This window comes from Buttiauxella sp. 3AFRM03, from assembly GCF_003675305.1.
In the GTDB taxonomy this organism is placed as follows: Bacteria; Pseudomonadota; Gammaproteobacteria; order Enterobacterales; family Enterobacteriaceae; genus Buttiauxella; species Buttiauxella ferragutiae.
The window spans coordinates 4,144,560-4,162,815 of record NZ_CP033076.1 but is presented as its reverse complement, the minus strand read 5'-3'; the positions used below and the strand labels follow the sequence as shown (position 1 = coordinate 4,162,815).

The following is an 18,256-nucleotide window of genomic DNA, read 5'->3' as shown; positions in this document are numbered from 1 at the left end:
CGCATCATTCAGGCCCACAGCAATGCCAGCAGAAATACCATTTCCCCCACTTCTTCCGAGGCTCCCAGCGTGTCGCCGGTTTGCCCGCCTAACTGGCGGCGGAAATAGGATGCGACGCCATAAACCACAACATAAGTCACCAGAATGGCGATAAGCCCGCGCGTTCCGGCGAATAGCCCGACAATCAGCGCCCCAATCAACAAGGTGATGGCGGCCTGATAACCGCTAATCTGGCCGATATAAATATTGCCCATCCCTTCACCGGCACGGGCGTAGCGCTGCTTATACATCGCCAGCACCATGGCTGCGCGGCCAGCCACTGGTGCACAGAGCAACAGCGTGAAAAGTTCTTTAGCGGGAAATTGCGATAACGAAATAACGGCGAATGTTTTGATGAGAATACAGAAAATCAGCGCCAGGCCACCGTGTGTCCCCAGGCGGCTGTCGCGCATAATTTCCAGCATACGCTCGCGCTTACGGGCAGAAAAAATGCCGTCACAGGTGTCCGCCAGCCCGTCGAGGTGAAAACCGCCAGTCAGAAAAGCGAGTGCCAAAACGTAGACCAGCGCACCGACATAAATGCCGCCACCGCTCTGGCTGGCAACCACCGCGACGAATGCGGCAAGCCCGCCAACAACGCAGCCAACGACGGGAAAATAGCGCACGCCCTGGCCGTAGTGCCGGAACTCTACCCCGTCAGCCCACTTCTCTGGTACTGGAATGCGGGTAATAAATCGCATGGTCGCAGCCAACATATTCAGCGACATTTGATTTTTACCCCAATCCCCGCCACCACCAGCCACACCTCATCTGCCGCCTGCGCCAGCTTCTGATTAACCCTGCCAGAGATGTCGACAAAATGGCGAGCCAGGCGGTTTTGCGGCGTGATGCTCATCCCCAGTTCGTTAGTCACAATGTAGATTGGCGCGGGCGACTGCTGGCATGCGGCGATCAGGTCGTCAATCTGGCGCAGCAGAATCACCTCCAGAGCCGCAAAATCCAGGCTCTCCGGTTCAGCGCCTGCACTCTCTTCATAAAGCAGGTTTGCCAGCATAGTAGTGATGCACTCCAGCATCACGCCTTCGCCTGGTTGCAGATGGTGGCGAATCACCTCGCCCAAATCGCGGAACCCTTCCCAGGTCCGCCAGTGTTGTGGGCGTTGCGCCTGGTGCTGAGCCACGCGTGATGCCATCTCGTCATCGGTGACCAGCGAAGTGGCGATATACAAAACATGGTCACAATCCTCAGCGGCCAGCCGTTCCGTATGCGAGCTTTTGCCGCTGCGGGCACCTCCAGTGACCAGAATCATGCCGTTGCCTCCTGGTGCTCACGCATCACTTGATAGACTTTTTCGATATCAATGTTTTGCCGCATGGCCGCTGCCAGAATGTCAAACTGTTGGGATTTATAACTCGCGTAATCGACTGTGCTGGTCAGCGCCGCTAAGCCTTTACGCGCCCGTAGCCCATTAACCACCGCGCGCGTGAAGGTGTTACTGTCAAACAGCCCATGCAGATAAGTGCCAAACACCAGCCCGTCATCGCTGACTGCACCGTCGGCAATCGATTCGCCGTTTTTTTGCAGTAACAATGCCGGACGGCAGTCCGATGTTAATTGCGTTTCCCCCATGTGGATCTCATAGCCGCGTAGCGCAATCCCCGAAGCCTGCGCCAGCCAGCCAGGCAACGACGCGGCAGTTTCTGCCGCCACCAGAGTGGTGGTTTTACTACTGGCAAATTGGGTCACGGTATTGAGCAAGCCCAGCCCTGGTAAGGTGCCAAGCCCGGATTCCACCTCGTCAATAATGGTGTCGCCGAGCATCTGGTAACCGCCGCAAATGCCGATGATCGGCACGCGGCAGCGATGTAGCTCCAGCACCTTCTGCGCCAGGGCGTGTTCGCGCATCCAGCTCAAATCGCCGAGGGTATTTTTGCTGCCCGGCAAGATAACCAGATCCACCCCGTCCAGTTCTTCTGGATGGCGGACATAGCGCACGCGGACATCCGGTTGCGCCGCCAGCGCATTGAAATCAGTAAAGTTGGAAATGTGTGGTAAGTGCAGCACCGCAATCTCGATATCGCGCTTTTCGGTGTGCAAATATTTACCGCGCTGCAGCGCCACACCGTCTTCATCTTCCAGGTCGACATCCAGCCACGGCATCACGCCCAACACCGGGACGCCGGTTAACGACTCAATCTGTTCAATCCCGGAGTGGAGCAACGCCACGTCACCGCGGAATTTATTAATGATGACGCCTTTTACTCGCCAGCGTTCATGCTCCTGCAATAACGCCAGCGTGCCATAAATAGAGGCGAAAACGCCGCCACGGTCGATGTCTGCCACCAGGATAACCGGGCATCCGGCCATTTCTGCCATTCCCATATTGACGATGTCGCGGTCGCGCAGATTGATTTCCGCCGGGCTTCCCGCCCCCTCCAGCACCAGCACGTCATACTCTTGCGCCAGGCTGTTATACGCCGCCGTCACCTGTTCCCGCAGGCGCGGTTTGTACTCGTGGTAACTGACGGCGTCCATATTGCAAGCCACCTGCCCCATCAGCACCACCTGCGCTTTGCTATCGCTGGTGGGCTTGAGCAATACCGGGTTCATGCGCACATCCGGCACCACGCCCGCCGCTTCGGCCTGGAAAATTTGCGCCCGCCCCATCTCTTTACCTTCCGGCGTGATGCCGGAATTCAGCGCCATGTTCTGCGATTTAAACGGCGCGGTTCGCCAGCCATCCTGATGGAAAATACGGCAAAGCCCCGCAGCCAGAACACTTTTCCCGACATCCGATGCCGTTCCCTGCAACATGATTGCCTGCTTCATGACGCCTCCTGAAGATATGTCGCCCGCATACGGGCAAAGAAATCCGCTTCATTTTTACAAAGCGGTAAACCCAGCTCGAGGTGCATTTTGACCAGCCAGGGCTGCGTCAATCCCGCTTGCTCAATGCAGGCCTGACGAGAAAAGACGTCTTCCGGCGTCCCTTGCGCCAAAACTTCGCCGTGGTTGAGCACATACACCGCGTCGCTCACTTCGTAAATCAAGTCGATGTCGTGGCTGGAGATCACCACATGGTTGCCCTGAGCGACGATGCGGCGAATAATTTCAATCATCTGCGTGCGCCCTGAAGGGTCCAGCCCTGCCGTCGGTTCGTCGAGTAACAGATATTTCGCCTGGAGCACTAATGCGCCCGCAATGGCAACGCGCTTTTTCTGCCCGTGACTCAGGCACTGAATCGGCTGGTGACGAAAAGCGTGCGCGTCGACCAGCGTCAATGCTTCTTCGACCCGCCGCGTAATCTCTGCTTCTTCCACCCCGATATTGCGTAGCGCAAACGCAATGTCGCTGTCGATATCGGTATAGAAAATCTGCTGCTCCGGATCCTGAAAAACCGTGGTGACTTGCTGACGCAGCGCCAGCAGCCCTCGTTTGCTGTAATCCAGCGGCTTGCCCTGCCACAGCACCGCCCCTTTTTGCGGCTTCAGAATGCCACTGAGGTTCATAAACAATGTCGATTTTCCGCAGCCATTTGCCCCCACCAGCCCGGTAACCGAATGGCGAGAAAAATCCAGCGAAACACCTTTAAGTACCGGTTCGTCCTGGTAACGAAACCAGAGAGATTCTGTGGCTAGCATGGCTGTCCTTAGAGGTGAAAATCACCCTGATACAATTTGATATCCAGCACCGTCACCATTTGCTGATAGCGCATCATCACGCGGGTAAATAGCATTCCGACCAGCATCGCAAACGATCGATACCCCAGCGGCAAACTGCGATAACCAAAGCGCAGCGTCTGCGCACGGTGGATAGCCAGCGCCTCCTCCAGCAAGATAAAAATAAAGCGCCAGGTCAGCAGGATCTGTTCGGTCATTAACCGCGGCACCCGCGCACGTTGCAGCAGCACAATCAGCTGCGGGAAAGGCAGATTGAGGACCAGCCAGAAGGTCGATGCCAGTGCCGCCAGGCTGCGCCAGACAGTCGCATTCGCCATCAGCAATCCGTCATGGCTGATGCCAATCCAGACGCTGCCAACCGGCACACTCCACAACAGCTCCGTCGATTCGCGGCTGATGCTAAACAGGATTGTCACCACCCCCACCAGCAAAAAACCAAACGGCAGTGCCATCCATCGGCACCAGCGCCACAGCGAAATACGCAGTAACCAGCAGGTGAGCGCCGCGACCAGCACCAGCAAACAAACCTGGCCGAGCGGCGGCAGAGCAAACGCCAGCACCATCATCGCCAGCCACAACCAGAATTTGCGCACCGGTGAAACGTGGTACCAGCGACTTTGGTAGCTGAGTCTGTCAAGCCCGGTCAGTTGCACGTTGTCTGCCTTTCCAGTAACCGAAGATGTAGAAAATCACCGCCGCGCCAAAAGAGCCCTGCAAGGTAAACAGCAAGCTTTCTATTTCACCGCTTGCCGGTTCATACAGCGGCTGGAACCACGGTTGGTAATCCGGAGCAATAATCTGGATCTGGCTTTCCGCTTCACCGTCGGAACCGCCATATTCAGCGTTGTGGTCAATGAAGAACGGCAATATCACCAGTGCAATCACCATCGCGAGCAAAACTATCGTCTTTTTCATCCTTAATGCTCCTGTGCCGTGATCAAATTACGTTTCGTGATTTGGTCATAGATCAATACCGTCAGCAGCCCTTCCGCTATGGCGATCGGGATCTGCGTCAGGCAGAAGATACTCATGAACTTAAGCGTCGATCCGCCCATGCCCGCCTGCGAGTCGGGAAACGCAACGCCCAACTGCACCGAGGTCACAAAGTAAGTGGTGAGATCCGCCAGCATGGCGCATAAAAACACCCCGACATCACGACGTAACCCTGCGCGGCAAGCCAGTTTCCACACCAGATAACCGACAATCGGCCCCGCCACCGCCATCGATATGCCGTTAGCGCCAAGCGTGGTCAAACCGCCGTGAGCCAGCAGCAGTGACTGGAACAGCAACACCACCGCGCCGAGGATTGCCACCACACCGGGCCCGAACAAAATCACCGCTAGCCCAACGCCGGTAGGATGCGAGCAGCTTCCGGTTACCGACGGAATTTTCAGCGCCGAGAGCACGAAAACAAATGCGCCGCACAGCGCCAACAACACTTTCTGGTTGCTGTCTTTCGCAACAATCTGGCGCAGGCGCACCAGGCCATACCACAGGCACGGTAGAAACAGCAGCCACCAGGCCAGCGCCCACATCGGCGGTAAAAAACCTTCCATAATGTGCATGGCAAACGCATCTTGCGGCACGATGAGCAACAGCATTCCCATGCCGAAGCCGCTTAGTGAGAGTTTTTTCAGTAACGATTCCATGATTTCCCCTTCAGCATTGTTGTCGGATGACGCAGCGCTTATCCGACCTACGTCTACGTCATTGGTTTGATTTTGTCGGGGGGATAAGCCACAGGCGTCATCCACCGATTCAGTTAATTACGCCACTGCTTGTTCACCAAAATGGTCGAAAAATACGGCAACTCCTGGTCATCCGGCACCTCTCGCAGGTTTCGCCAGCATTGCTCGTTCGGCAGTGTCGCTTCGGCCATCATCAACGCGTTATCCAGCAAATTCGCTTCCTGCAACAGGCACTTAATTCGCGCAAAACGGCCATACACCTTCATTAAGACCAGGCTGTCATGCCGTTCCAGCGCCTGGCGAATCTCGTCCTCCGGTGAGGTACAAGAAATCACCGCCAGTGATTGCGACTCCATCGCCAGCGGCGTTCCAGAGCGTGAAGCAATCGCCGCAAAAGAGGTCACGCCTGGGATAATTTCCAGCCAGTCAGGATGCGGCAACCGCTTGAGTAAAAAGACCCAGGTGCTGAACAACATGGCATCGCCGAGGGTAATAAAGCCGACGCGTTTTCCCGCCTCAACTTCGCGGTACAGTTCGGCGGCAACCGCATCCCATACCGCTTCTTTTTCGGCACTGTCCGCGCTCATTGGGAAATGGCGGCAACAGACTTGCGTGTGCTCACCGAGATATTCGCGCACGATAGAAAGCGCCAGGCTATCGCCACCTTTACGTCCGGCGGGGGTGTACAGCACGTCCAGCGAGGCAAGTATCCGCGACGCGCGCACCGTAATTAAGTCGCTCGCCCCAGGGCCGGTGCTAATTGCGTAGAGTTTTCCGCTCATGCTGCCTCCTCCATTGAACCTTTAATCGCCTGCTGTAAATGTGCGACGAACATCGCGCGCACCGCCGGGGTTTCACCCAGCCCCTGCAACCACGGTGTCGCGGGAATCCCCGCAGCGCAGAACTGTGATTTCCACGAATCGTCTTCATCAGACGCCATATCGTTGATGGCGTGGTCACCTGCCACCAGCATGAGCGGCATCAGATGAACGGCGCGCACGCCTTCGGCCAGCATGTTGTCAATCAGTTGCCCGACTTCCGGGTAACTTTCCACCGCACCAACTCGTGCGAGCATCTGCTGTGCCTTCATCATGTGATCGAGACATGCGTAAGCGGCAAAAGCGTGATGGCTGGCACCGTGGCCCATAAACACCACTTCTTCCCGTTCGCCCAGCGCAGGCATTTGCAGGCGTAAAGCCGCCATCAGTTGCGAATAATCAGCGAAGCTATTGAGTAACGGTGCGCCAATCACCAGGCGCGCAAACAATGGCCGCATCACCTGCACTTCATGGACGATCTTTTCGTACTCATCGCCGTTGATAATGTGCAATGACTGAATAGCCACATCCTGATAACCCAGCTCTGCCAGCTTGCGCAGCGCCTGCAACGGCGTATCGATATGAATGCCATCACGCTGTTTTAACTTGCGGATGATCATCCCTGAGGTGTAGGCACGGAACAGGCAGCGATCAGGGCAACTGGCAGCCAGGTCGCGTTCACACGCCACAATATTTTTCTCACCGGTGTCGTGATGGCTGGTGCCAAAACTCACCACCAGAAGCGCTTTTTTCATGGTTTAATCCTTTTGTTTCAGCCAGGCGTCACAACGTGTAACCACGCGGGGTGATCATCAGCCCTTGCTCGATATAGGTTGCGTGGTTGCCGACAATCACCAGACTGGTCATGTCCACTGGTTCAAAATCCATCTCGCCGAGTGTGGTGAGCCATTTCTGTTGTTTTTTGCGCCCGGCTGACTTCACCACGCCTACTGGCGTCTGGGCGCTTTTGCTACCGGAAAGCAGTTCAAAAGCCCGAGCCAGATGCCCTTCGCGGCCACGGCTGCGCGGGTTATAGAAGCAGATGACAAAATCGGCTTCGCCCGCGGCGATGATGCGTTTTTCAATCACCGCCCACGGTGTCAGCAGATCACTGAGGCTGATGTGGCAAAAATCGTGCATCAACGGCGCGCCAAGCAAAGATGCGGCGGCGATGCTCGCTGTCATGCCGGGAATCAACCGCACTTCCACATCCAGTTTCTGTTTGCTGACCAGCTCAAGCACCAGCCCAGCCATGCCGTAAATACCGGCATCGCCGCTGCTAATCAGCGCCACGTTGCGCCCGCTTTGCGCCAGCTCAATCGCCGCCTGACAGCGTTCAATTTCCTTGCACATCCCTGTTTTGATCACTTGCTTGTCGCCGGTGAACGCCTTCACCAGATGAGTGTAAGTTTTATAACCCACCACGATTTCAGCAGCCTGCAACGCCTCTACGGCTTCGAGGGTCATCATGGCCTGCGAGCCAGGGCCAATCCCAATTACGGTTAACATCAGTGTGAAACTCCCAGTGTGATTAACTCAGGCTTTGCGGTATTCATGGCTGAAATCCGCGGCATACAGGCGTGAATAGTGAAACTCTTCGCCGAGGAATGCGCCGACCAGAATCAGCGCGGTTTTGCGGATCCCCGCGTCACGGACTTTGTCGCCAATATCCGCGAGGGTGCCGCGTACGGTCATGCTTTCCGGCCAGGTCGCTTTATAGATAACCGCCACTGGCGTCGAAGCCGGATAGCCGCCTTCAATCAGCCGTTCGGCGACGCGGTGGATGCGTTGCACGGAGAGGTAAATCGCCATTGATGTCTGGTGGCTGGCGAACAGTTCAATCTGCTCGAGCGGCGGCACAGGCGTGCGCCCTTCCAGGCGCGTGATAATCAGGCTTTGCGAAACCTCAGGCACCGTGTATTCAACACCCAGCTCCGCCGCAGCCCCCAGGAAAGCACTGACGCCCGGCACCACTTGCCACGGGATACCGCGACGGGCGAGGACTTCGCCTTGTTCGCGCACTGAGCCATAGAGCGACACATCGCCGGTTTGCAGGCGCACCACCGTTTTACCGGCCTTAATCCCTTCTTCCATCAGGTCGATAATTTGCGTCAGATGCAGTTGCGCACTGTCGTGGCACTGCGCCTCTTTCGGGCAATAGTCCAGCAGCTCAGTGTTGATAAGCGAACCGGCGTAAATCACCACCTGCGCCTCTTGCAGCAAGCGGTAGCCTTTGAGCGTAATCAGTTCGCGGTCACCTGGCCCGGCGCCCACAAACCAAACGCTGCGGGGATCAAAAGTCTTAGCCATGATTCTTTTCCTTCTGGCAGGAAATCATAAAAGTGGGGTTATTGGGTTTGAAGTAATGCCCGCATCCCAGTGCGGTTAACTCGGAAATCTGTAGTTGCAGGCAATCAAAATCGTGCATGCCGCGGGAGGAAAGATGATCCAGTGCGGTGGTGAGGTTTTCCTGAAGGATAAACGTCAGCACCAGCCGCCCTTGCGGGTTGAGCTGCTCCAGCGCCCAGTCAATTAACTCCGTCAAGTTGCCGCCACTGCCGCCGATGAAAATCGCCTCGGCTTTTTCCCCCAGCATCACCGGAGCTTCACCGGCGATAATCTCGATATTGCAGCAATCAAAATGGCGACGGTTTTCCGCCAGTAGCGTCAGTGCATCGGGGTTTCGTTCAATGGCCGTCACCCGCAGTTCAGGGTGGCTGAGCGCTGCTTCAATCGAGACACTGCCCGTGCCTGCACCAACATCAATAAAATGGCGGGCCTGATGCAACGCAAGCCTGGCGAGCGCCACGGTGCGCACCACTTCCTTGGTCATCGGGACTTTTGCCCCGCGTAAAAACAGTTCATCTTTCATTGAGGATCACCAGGACATTCATGTCGTACTGTGCAGTGACATCACAGGCGCGTAGCCAGTGGATGCGTTCGTTTTCCATTGCCAGGTTTTCACCGATAACCAGCCTGCGTTGCCCGGCGCCTCTGGCGACCAGCTCAGCGGCGATTTCTCGCGGGCCACACAATTTATCGGTCACCATCGCCACTTTGGGCTGGCGGACCAGGACTTCGAAATCGACTGTTCTGCCGTGGCTGCTGGTTAACCAGATGTCATTCATATCGATGCCGGTTTTCGCGCAAAGATATTGCGCCGCGCTGATCCCCGGGATCACCTTCAGGCGATCGATTCCAAAGTGCGCAACCATTCGCGTACCAATGCCATAAAACAGCGGATCGCCAGATGCCAGCACCACCACGCGGCGCGCGGTCTGGCATTCAATCCAGCTCAGTAAAGCGGCGATGTCGGCATCAAGTTGGCGCGTTTCACCGCTGAAATCAGGGAACTGCGCCAGATGGCGTTTCCCGCCAATCAGAATTTCAGCTTCGGCAACCGCCTGGCGGGCAGCGGGCGTCATCAGTTGCACGCCCGCAGGCCCCATTCCAACCACCGTCAGCATTGCAAATCCTCCGCTATCTCCTGCAACGGGCGGTTACTACCCAACAGTTGGTTATCAAAAGAAAACATCACGGCATCGCAAACGGGAGGCTGGCTGGTAAAACGCAGCGTCTGGGCAACCCGCAGACAAATACGTTCGGCAAGATGGTGATAGATGCGCTGGAAACCCCAGGCGTCAATGTGCTCTTGCGCCGCTTCGGTGGTGTCGCATTCGCTGACGGCAGCCAGCAATTCGTAAGGCGCGTGGAGCAATGCCAGATGGGCGACCAGTATTTCCATGCGCGCGTCGGCAATATGGCTGTGGGTATGGAATATTCCGGCGGCGACCTTAATCAGCTTCCCCGGATGCCCGACCAGCACGATCTGACGGAAGCCCAGGCGCACCGCTTCCGAAATCATGTAACCAACAAAGTTGCTCATGGTGACGATGGACTGGCTGTCCACGCCAAGCTGTTCGCGTACGAAACGTTCGCCATGATTGCCAGGCACCATCACGATGCGCTCCAGACCCGCTGCGCGTTTCAGCTCCAGTTCCAGCGCCAGAGAACGCTTCCAGCTCTCTTCCGACATCGGCGTCACAATGCCTGTGGTGCCAATAATCGAGATACCGCCGATGACGCCAAGGCGCGAGTTATAGGTTTTTTGCGCCCGTAGCTCCCCTTCAGGGGCGAAGATTTCCACCTGCGCACCACGCGACGGGCCAATCACTTCACGTACCGCAGATTCAATGGTCTGGCGTGGCGTACGGTTGATCGCGGCACTGCCGACGGGCAAGCCAATGCCTTTGCGGGTGACTTTGCCTACCCCTTCGCCGCCATGAAGGGTTATCTCGCCGGAATCGTTCAGCGCGACTCTGGCAAAAATCAACATGCCGTGGGTGGCGTCAATATCATCACCGCCGTCTTTACGGATAGCGGCGATCGCTTGCTGCCCTTCGATTTGTGGCGATTCAACATTCAGGCACAGCGTCACGCCGGAAGGCGTGGTAATAGAAACCTGATGAATCAGGTGCTGGCGTAATACCATCAGCGCCGCGACTTTTGCCGCCGCCGTTGCGCAGGAGCCGGTGGTATAGCCTTTGCGTAACGCTTTTCCGTTATGCCACACCGGTGCCTCGAAGGATTCGCTCATCACGCCTCCCGCAGGTGATACAGCACGGCGTTGACGATGGCGGCGGCGACATTACTACCGCCCTTACGCCCGCGTGCAGCAATGGCCGGAAGGTCGCTGGCAATCAGCGCATCTTTCGACTCTTCGGCGCCGACGAACCCGACAGGAACGCCAACCACAGCACGCACCGGGGTCGCCTTTTCCAGCAAGCGGAACAGTGCGGTTGGCGCGTTACCAAAGACAAAGATCTTTTCGCCTTCTTCTTGCATCGCCAGATCAACCGCCGCCATAGAGCGCGTGATCGCCAGTTCTTTCGCCTGGTGGACAACGTGGGGATGGCTGATATAGCAACGGCACTCGCCACCGAAACTGGCTAACAGCGTTTTATTGATCCCGGAAAGCGCCATCGTGGTGTCAGTGTAAATCGTGCAGCCGCTGCGCAACGCGGCGCACAAGTTGTCCAGCGCATGTTCGGAAAACCATAAAATATCCAGCCAGTCGAAATCGGCGGTGGTATGGATAACCCGTTTAATCACCGCCTCGTGCAGCTCGCTGGCAAAACGGTATTCTGGCCGGGTTTCCCGGACAATCTCGTCGATAATGACGAAGCTTTTGGCTTCAATCGCTTGTGGTTGTTGTATGTAATTCATCATATTGCCCTCAAACCGCTCCAGACCAGATAACCCGCGCCAGCGCAAACAGCAGCAGCGCCAGCGTGGAAGCCACCCACATCAATTGAATCGTTGCTGAAATATCGCCAACGGCTATCTCGCGGGAAGCCTCTCCGAGCCAGGGTTTGTCCATCCGTTGCCCGAAGTATTCATTTGGCCCGCCGAGACGAATACCTAACGCCCCTGCCACCGTAGCCTCCGACCAACCGCAGTTGGGGCTGCTGTGGTTGTAGCGATCGCGCCAGCCAATACGCAGCGCGTCGATGGCATTGTTGCGGCACATCCACGCGGCAGCACTCAGCAATAACCAACTGATACGCGCCGGAATGAAGTTGGCGAGGTCGTCCATTCGCGCACTAACCATACCGATTGCACGGTATTTTGGGTGTTTGTAGCCGACCATCGAATCCAGCGTGTTGACGGCTTTGTAGGCCATCGCCAGTGGCGCGCCGCCGAGCAGTAAAAAGAACAGTGGTGCTATCACGCCGTCCACGGTGTTCTCCGCAACGGTTTCCACTACCGCGCGATTGATTTGCGGCATTTGCAATTGGGAAGTGTCGCGCCCGACAATCCAGGCGAGTTTTTTGCGGCTTTCCTCGAGATTGCCCTCACTTAACGGCAGCTCCACGTCACGCGCGGCGTCATCGAGGCTGCGGGCAGCAAGCACCGTGAAAATCATCCACACTTCGACAATCCAGCCCAACCAGGGGTGAATGGCATTGGCAAAATGCAGCAGCCCCCACGCCACGCCGAAGGTGGTGCCAACCACGCAGAGCCACATCAAACCACCGCCGATGGACAAGGCCGCTTCGCTACGGCAGTAACGCCGGACGATACGTTGTGCCAACGCTGTCAGTGCGCCAATCCAGCGCACCGGATGCGGCCAGTGGTGAGGGTCGCCCAGCAGACGATCCAGAATCCACGCCACCGCCCAGGCCAGGAGTGTCATTTCGCTCTCCTGGCTGCACTTATCCAGCGATTAAGCAGCGTGGGACGCTGGGCAAAATGAATATGCAGATAGCTGGCGAAGGTATTTCCCACCTGCCAGCCACCCGACCACGCCTGTAAAACTGCGCCGTCGCGGGTTTTGCTGCACGCCATCACCGCAGGGATTTGCGGCGTAAATTCAGAATAATGAAACTCGTGACCACGCAGCGTTTCGCCTGTGTCAGCCAGCAAGGTGGGCGCCAGCGCCCGGCTTTCGCAGTAGCCAAAGCGGGTTAATTTTTTGCCCATCGCGCTATGGCCTTGAATAGCGCCGACCATCGGATAAGTCGCGCCGTGGCTGTCTTGTAGCGAACTGCCGAGGTACATCAAGCCGCCGCATTCGCCATAAATCGCCACGCCTCGTTGGTGGGCTGCGAGGATTTGAGCGCGCATGGTGTGGTTCGCGGATAGCTTTTCGGCGTAGAGTTCCGGATAGCCACCGCCGAGCCAAATCATCTGACATTCCGGTAACTGGCTGTCATGCAGCGGGCTGAAGCGCACAATGCGCACGCCAGCACGCTCAAGAAGAGAAATGTTATCGGGGTAATAGAAGTTGAACGCCTCGTCATCGGCCAGCGCCAGCGTTAACCCTGCTCCACTGCCGGCGGCTGGCAGTTCAGGCCACGCCCCTGAAGGGAGCGCATCACAGACGCTGAGTGCCAGCAACTGGTCGATATCCAGCGTTTTTTCAAGCTGGCTGGCGAAGTCTGCCCAGGGTTGTGAATTGACGACCGACTCGCGTGCGGTGACCAGCCCCAAATGCCTTTCCGGTAACGAAACCCCTTCAACACGGGGAACGTAGCCCAACACCGGCACGCCGCAGTAGCGTTCAATAGCGCTTTTCAACAACTGGTAATGGCTTTCGCTATTCACGCGGTTGACGATCACGCCCGCCAGCTTTAATGCGGGGTCAAAATGTTGAAACCCCATGACCGTCGCGGCAATCGACGTCGAAACAGCTTTCCCATCGACCAGCAGAATCACCGGGCAGTTCAGTTGCTTCGCCATCCCTGCGGTGCTGCAATAATCAGGACTGATGCCGTAGCCATCAAACAGCCCCATCACGCCTTCAATCACCGCCACATCCGCATGCTGCATACGTTCGGCAAACAGCGCATTTAACGTGGCAACCGGCAGCATAAAACGGTCAAGGTTCAGGGAGGCAGTCCCGGTCACGGCGCTATGCCAGCCAGTATCAAGATAGTCAGGGCCAACTTTGCAGGGTTGTACACGCAATCCGCGCTGTGTGAGGAGGCTAAGCAAACCCAGCGTAACCGTGGTTTTGCCACATCCGCTGGAAGTGCCTGCAACAATGAATGTCCTTTTCCTGGCTGCCATACCCCAATCCTGTTCTGGGCGGTACGGGTGCCAGGATGTGCGTTGACCCAGTCTTGCGACTCGACGCTTCTGAGCAACCCACTTCCCACCGAAGTTGTTGTTTTTAGCTAACAGACTGGTCTTCTGGCTTAGCGTCACTCTCACCCGTCCTTCCCAATCTTGCGATCAGTGGTATCACGGGTTCGTCAGCATCACAGCAGCGGGGGCTGCGGGGGATTTAAACCCCCTTCCCAACCACACAATGTGGTGTATCTATTAGCATTGCAGTTAACCGCGTATGCCGTAAATTCACTGTTGCGCATACGTGGAAACATAATTTAAGAATTCTGTTGAATATCGCCAAATAAAAACTCGACACAGGTTATAGCGCCTAAGCAATTAAATTATTGCGCTACGACAATTTATCAGACCAATTAAATTCGCTTACTTTGACACGCCCCACAATTAATTACCTTTTCGTAAAGCAATAACAAAACCTCACTTTTAAATGAAATAACCCTTACACCAAATAGACAAATAAGTTCATGAAAATAAATCATATTAATATGAAAATAAATCAAAGCCATATTATTAGCGCGCAGATATAACATCTTTATTCTTTTTATCGCCATGGCGGATTAAGCTATATTGTGGAAAATCAATAAATCCTATAAAGCGCCATGTCACTATCGCGCAGATATAATTGAGTGAAAAAGGTGGTCAATGTGGCAGTAGCTCAGTGTCCTGCATCCTGTGGCGAGCTTATCCAGGGGTGGATTGTTGGCGGCGAAAAGCTGGTGTCGTGTCCGGTGGACTGGTACAGCACCGTTGAAGTCACCACTGGCGCTCCGCTAGCAAGCGAACTTCCTCTGTCGCGCGCAATGGTGAAACAGCTGCTGGCGCACTGGCAATATCCCGCAGAGTTGAGCCGTGAAATACGCATTGAGCGCCACTCGACGATTCCGCTCGCCAAGGGAATGGCCAGTAGCACCGCAGATATCGCCGCCACGGCGCTCGCTACCGCGAGTTATTTAGGCCGTGAACTCAGTGAACAAACACTGGCGGCGCAGTGTGTTGCACTCGAACCCACCGACAGCACTATTTTTCGCAGCCTGACGTTGTTTGACCATAACAAAGGTGCGACGCGCATCGCCTGTGACTCGCAACCGGCGCTGGATCTGCTGGTGCTTGAAAGCCCACTGACTTTGCGGACTGCAGATTATCACCGCATGGAAAGAAACACGTTGCTGCAACGGCATGCCCCTGAACTGGAAACAGCCTGGGGGAAAATTCAGCAAGCGTGCGCGCAGAACAACCCACGTTTGATGGGTGAAGCCGCCACGCTTAGCGCCGTGGCGAGCCAGAATATTTTGCCTAAACCGGAATTTAACGCCTTGTTATCATTGGTTGAAGAGTGCGATCTCTACGGTATTAATGTCGCGCACAGCGGCAGCGTGGTGGGGTTGTTGTTAGACCGCAACAAGCATGATGTAGAGCGGGTGATAGGGCTATTGACGGAAAAACGCTTAACTCCACACTGGCCGATGCATCACTTGTTGAAGATGGTCGAAGGCGGCGTGGCCTTGCTGTGATCACCGTTAATGGTGTCGGATGACGCTGCGCTTATCCGACCTTGTATCTTGAACCGGTAGCTGGTTAGCTACCGGTTACATGAAACGGAGGAAGCTTGTATCCGACCTGAAGACCTCGATCTTCCGACGTAGCTTAAGCCCTCCGTTTCACCTTTCACGCCACTCAAAATCCGAACGGTAACCAGAAGCTCTGACTTCGCATGTACAAGGCTGGAATGGCGTGTTGGTTCACGTGGAAGGAGATGAAATATGGCTTTTCTCGGTGCTGATATCAGCAAAAATAAAATAGATGTCTGTCTGCTTGTTGCCGGTATTAAGGGTAAGAAAAAGCAGAAAGTCTTCACCAATGAACCCTGTGTGGCCCGCAAAATCATCGACTGGCTGGAGGCCCAAAAATGCGCCTCTGATAATATGACAGTCGTGATGGAAGCCACGGGTATCTACCATGAGAATCTGGCGTATGGGCTTCATGATGCGGGGATTTCTGTCTGCATGGCCAATCCATACCGTGTCCGTGAGTTTGCCTGCGGAATGGATATCCTCACGAAAAATGACACAGTGGACGCATTTGTGCTGGCCTGTTATGGCGAGCTGAAGCATCCCGATGCCTGGGTCCCACCGTCAGTTGAAGTCCGTAAACTCAGGGCGTTGTTGCGTCAGCGCGACGCGCTGAAAGAGGATGTGCAGAGGACGGCCAACCGGCTTGAAAAAGCGCATTCAACCTCGACACCACGGGAGGTCATAGGCTCACTGGAGCGGACACACGGCTGGCTGAGTGATGAACTGGAACGGATAGAAAAGCTCATTACTGACCACACAGATAACGACCCGGGACTGAAGGCCGATCTGGAGCTGCTGAAATCGATAAAATGTGTGAAGGAGCAGGTGGGACGGGAGATGCTGGCACTACTGAAAGACGGGACGTTCAAAAGTGCCTCGCAGGTGGCAGCGTATCTGGGAATAACACCGGTGGAGAGAGTGTCCGGCAGTTCGGTACGCGGGCGGGCACATATGTCAAAAACAGGCCCCTCAATAGTCAGAGCCAAACTGTATGTAGCAGCCCTGAGTGCAATCCGGTGGAATAAACCCGCGAAGGCGATATATGAAAGGCTGGTAGCGAAAGGTAAGGCGAAAAAAGCGGCGCTGGGTGCAGTGATGCGTAAGCTGGTACATATGTGCTTCGGCGTACTGAAAACCCGATTACCATGGGATGAAAATTATGCAGCTACCGCTTGACGTCCAAGACGGTAGCTACGGGATAGCCGTTGTATGGGGACAAGCGTCAGCGTCATCCACCAGTTACGCCGAGGGTGACGGAGGTCGCTGCGCTTATCCGGCCTACGGGATAGTCGTTGTAGGGGGGATAAGCGTCAGCGTTATCCAGCCTACGGGATAGCCGTTGTAGGGGGGATAAGCGTCAGCGTTATCCAGCCTACGGGATAGCCGTTGTAGGGGGGATAAGCGTCAGCGTTATCCAGCCTACGGGATAGCCGTTGTAGGGGGGATAAGCGTCAGCGTCATCCACCAGTTACGCCGAGAGTGACGGAGGTTGCTGCGCTTATCCGGCCTACGGGATAGCCGTTGTAGGGGGATAAGCGTCAGCGTCATCCACCAGTTACGCCGAGGGTGACGGAGGTCGCTGCGCTTATCCGACCTACGGGATAGCCGTTGTAGGGGGGATAAGCGTCAGCGTCATCCACCAGTTACGCCGAGGGTGACGGAGGTCGCTGCGCTTATCCGGCCTACGGGATAGCCGTTGTAGGGGGGATAAGCGCCAGCGTCATCCACCAGTTACGCCGAGGGTGACGGAGGTCGCTGCGCTTATCCGACCTCTGGAGAGGTTTCACTTATGAGTCAGGCGTTAATATCTGGCTCAGCGCCTGAATCAACTGCCGGTTTTCATCTTCGCGACGAACGGCCACCCGATAGAAATGGCTATCAAGCCCCGGATAATTTTCACAGTGGCGAATAAGAATACGCTGCGCTAACAGCGCCGATTTCAGGTTAATGTGTTGATGGGTACATTTGAAAAACAAGTAGTTGGCGGTAGGTTGCCAGACCACCAGTGACGTAAATTGCTTCAGGGCGTGCCATAAATATTCCCGCTGGCGGGCAATATATTGGTGGCTCAAATTGATGTAATCGTCATCAGTCAATAAGTGCTGACCCACGAGTGAAGCAAGCCCATTTATCGACCAGGGCTCGCGGTTATCTTTCAGATGACGAATAGTCGCCCGGTTACCACTTAGCAAATAGCCAAGCCGCAGACCCGGAATGGCAAAAAATTTGGTCAGCGAACGTAACAGGTAGAGATAATTCGAATCCGCCAAACGCGCAGCCAGGCTTGATCCTTGAGGAAGAAAATCAATAAAAGCTTCATCAACAATCAGCGCTATCTGGCTCGTTTCACACAGTTCTACCAGTTCATTTAACAGCTGCGCATCGGGCATCAACCCTGTTGGATTATTCGGCGTGGCAATAAACAGGCAGTCAGGCCGTTGTTGACGAACAGCTTCTAGCAGCTGTTGATCGGGCTGAAAACCCTGTGACTCTTCTAAGCGATATTCAATTACCCGACAACCCTGCTGCGCCAGCGCCCGGCGGTATTCCGCAAAACCGGGCACCAGAAGCATGGCGCTGCGTGGCGATAACGCGCGCACCAGGCCGTAAATCAGTTCCGTGGCACCATTACCGGCAATAACCTGTTCAACATCGCAGTGATTGGCCGACGCCAGCGCCTGATGAAGGTGACGATATTCAACATCCGGATAGCGCTCAATAAGTTCCAGATGAGTAGTGATGAGCGACTTAACTCGTGCAGATAAACCCAGCGGATTGATATTGGCACTGAAATCCAGCAGAGCTTCTGGCGCAATACCGAGCTGTTGGGCGATTTCGACACTATTCCCACCATGTTCACTCATTGG

The 18,256-nt window shown here is 55.5% G+C and carries 20 protein-coding genes and 1 riboswitch; of the genes, 2 read left to right on the top strand and 18 right to left on the bottom strand.

What is annotated here, in order from left to right:
* Positions 1 to 8: 8 nt before the first annotated feature.
* The 17 genes from cobS to D8682_RS20825 form a co-directional block, all read right to left on the bottom strand.
* Positions 9 to 767, bottom strand: a complete 759-nt coding sequence (gene cobS, locus D8682_RS20905) for an adenosylcobinamide-GDP ribazoletransferase (RefSeq protein ID WP_064544092.1) — start codon at positions 765 to 767, stop codon at positions 9 to 11.
* The gene (gene cobU, locus D8682_RS20900; protein ID WP_064544089.1) at positions 758 to 1,309 is read right to left on the bottom strand and encodes a bifunctional adenosylcobinamide kinase/adenosylcobinamide-phosphate guanylyltransferase; all 552 of its coding nucleotides are present in this window, start codon (positions 1,307 to 1,309) and stop codon (positions 758 to 760) included. The genes cobS and cobU overlap by 10 nt, the downstream gene beginning before the upstream one ends.
* On the bottom strand, positions 1,306 to 2,829 hold the full coding sequence (locus D8682_RS20895; RefSeq protein ID WP_121815052.1) for a cobyric acid synthase: 1,524 nt from the start codon (positions 2,827 to 2,829) through the stop codon (positions 1,306 to 1,308). The genes cobU and D8682_RS20895 overlap by 4 nt, the downstream gene beginning before the upstream one ends.
* Entirely contained in the window at positions 2,826 to 3,641 is an 816-nt protein-coding gene (locus D8682_RS20890) for an energy-coupling factor ABC transporter ATP-binding protein (RefSeq protein ID WP_121815051.1), read from the bottom strand. The genes D8682_RS20895 and D8682_RS20890 overlap by 4 nt, the downstream gene beginning before the upstream one ends.
* Before the next feature lie 8 nt (positions 3,642 to 3,649).
* Positions 3,650 to 4,327: an energy-coupling factor ABC transporter transmembrane protein gene (locus tag D8682_RS20885; protein WP_121815747.1), complete on the bottom strand. Its 678-nt coding sequence runs from the start codon at positions 4,325 to 4,327 to the stop codon at positions 3,650 to 3,652.
* Positions 4,314 to 4,595, bottom strand: coding sequence for an energy-coupling factor ABC transporter substrate-binding protein (locus D8682_RS20880; RefSeq protein ID WP_121815050.1), 282 nt, complete (start codon positions 4,593 to 4,595; stop codon positions 4,314 to 4,316). The genes D8682_RS20885 and D8682_RS20880 overlap by 14 nt, the downstream gene beginning before the upstream one ends.
* 2 nt (positions 4,596 to 4,597) lie before the next feature.
* Positions 4,598 to 5,329 carry a cobalt ECF transporter S component CbiM gene (gene cbiM / locus D8682_RS20875; protein ID WP_121815049.1) on the bottom strand — a complete coding sequence of 244 codons (732 nt, stop codon included), beginning with the start codon at positions 5,327 to 5,329 and terminating at the stop codon, positions 4,598 to 4,600.
* A gap of 113 nt (positions 5,330 to 5,442) precedes the next feature.
* Positions 5,443 to 6,150 carry a cobalt-factor II C(20)-methyltransferase gene (locus D8682_RS20870; RefSeq protein WP_121815048.1) on the bottom strand — a complete coding sequence of 236 codons (708 nt, stop codon included), beginning with the start codon at positions 6,148 to 6,150 and terminating at the stop codon, positions 5,443 to 5,445.
* Positions 6,147 to 6,941 carry a sirohydrochlorin cobaltochelatase gene (locus D8682_RS20865; protein WP_121815047.1) on the bottom strand — a complete coding sequence of 265 codons (795 nt, stop codon included), beginning with the start codon at positions 6,939 to 6,941 and terminating at the stop codon, positions 6,147 to 6,149. Before D8682_RS20865 ends, D8682_RS20870 begins: the two co-directional genes overlap by 4 nt.
* 28 nt (positions 6,942 to 6,969) lie before the next feature.
* Entirely contained in the window at positions 6,970 to 7,695 is a 726-nt protein-coding gene (locus D8682_RS20860; protein ID WP_064544075.1) for a precorrin-3B C(17)-methyltransferase, read from the bottom strand.
* Positions 7,696 to 7,722: 27 nt separating this feature from the next.
* Positions 7,723 to 8,496 carry a cobalt-precorrin-4 methyltransferase gene (locus D8682_RS20855; protein ID WP_064544073.1) on the bottom strand — a complete coding sequence of 258 codons (774 nt, stop codon included), beginning with the start codon at positions 8,494 to 8,496 and terminating at the stop codon, positions 7,723 to 7,725.
* The gene (locus D8682_RS20850; protein WP_121815046.1) at positions 8,489 to 9,058 is read right to left on the bottom strand and encodes a decarboxylating cobalt-precorrin-6B (C(15))-methyltransferase; all 570 of its coding nucleotides are present in this window, start codon (positions 9,056 to 9,058) and stop codon (positions 8,489 to 8,491) included. The genes D8682_RS20855 and D8682_RS20850 overlap by 8 nt, the downstream gene beginning before the upstream one ends.
* Positions 9,048 to 9,653, bottom strand: a complete 606-nt coding sequence (locus tag D8682_RS20845; protein ID WP_121815045.1) for a cobalt-precorrin-7 (C(5))-methyltransferase — start codon at positions 9,651 to 9,653, stop codon at positions 9,048 to 9,050. The genes D8682_RS20850 and D8682_RS20845 overlap by 11 nt, the downstream gene beginning before the upstream one ends.
* Positions 9,647 to 10,783 (bottom strand): cobalt-precorrin-5B (C(1))-methyltransferase CbiD, encoded by a 1,137-nt coding sequence (gene cbiD / locus D8682_RS20840; RefSeq protein WP_064544066.1) that lies wholly within the window; start codon positions 10,781 to 10,783, stop codon positions 9,647 to 9,649. The genes D8682_RS20845 and cbiD overlap by 7 nt, the downstream gene beginning before the upstream one ends.
* The gene (locus D8682_RS20835) at positions 10,783 to 11,412 is read right to left on the bottom strand and encodes a cobalt-precorrin-8 methylmutase (protein ID WP_064544105.1); all 630 of its coding nucleotides are present in this window, start codon (positions 11,410 to 11,412) and stop codon (positions 10,783 to 10,785) included. Before D8682_RS20835 ends, cbiD begins: the two co-directional genes overlap by 1 nt.
* Positions 11,413 to 11,422: 10 nt before the next feature.
* The gene (gene cbiB / locus D8682_RS20830) at positions 11,423 to 12,382 is read right to left on the bottom strand and encodes an adenosylcobinamide-phosphate synthase CbiB (protein ID WP_064544065.1); all 960 of its coding nucleotides are present in this window, start codon (positions 12,380 to 12,382) and stop codon (positions 11,423 to 11,425) included.
* Positions 12,379 to 13,758, bottom strand: a complete 1,380-nt coding sequence (locus D8682_RS20825) for a cobyrinate a,c-diamide synthase (protein WP_121815044.1) — start codon at positions 13,756 to 13,758, stop codon at positions 12,379 to 12,381. The genes cbiB and D8682_RS20825 overlap by 4 nt, the downstream gene beginning before the upstream one ends.
* A 95-nt stretch (positions 13,759 to 13,853) precedes the next feature.
* Positions 13,854 to 14,029, bottom strand: a riboswitch (cobalamin riboswitch).
* Positions 14,030 to 14,462: 433 nt separating this feature from the next.
* Between D8682_RS20825 and D8682_RS20820 the strand changes: the two genes are divergently transcribed.
* Both D8682_RS20820 and D8682_RS20815 read left to right on the top strand, forming a co-directional pair.
* Positions 14,463 to 15,329: an L-threonine kinase gene (locus D8682_RS20820; RefSeq protein WP_121815043.1), complete on the top strand. Its 867-nt coding sequence runs from the start codon at positions 14,463 to 14,465 to the stop codon at positions 15,327 to 15,329.
* Between the two features lie 249 nt (positions 15,330 to 15,578).
* Entirely contained in the window at positions 15,579 to 16,565 is a 987-nt protein-coding gene (locus D8682_RS20815) for an IS110 family transposase (protein ID WP_121813607.1), read from the top strand.
* Between the two features lie 611 nt (positions 16,566 to 17,176).
* Here the strand turns inward: D8682_RS20815 and cobD are convergent.
* The gene (gene cobD / locus D8682_RS20810; RefSeq protein ID WP_121815042.1) at positions 17,177 to 18,253 is read right to left on the bottom strand and encodes a threonine-phosphate decarboxylase CobD; all 1,077 of its coding nucleotides are present in this window, start codon (positions 18,251 to 18,253) and stop codon (positions 17,177 to 17,179) included.
* Positions 18,254 to 18,256: the final 3 nt, after the last annotated feature.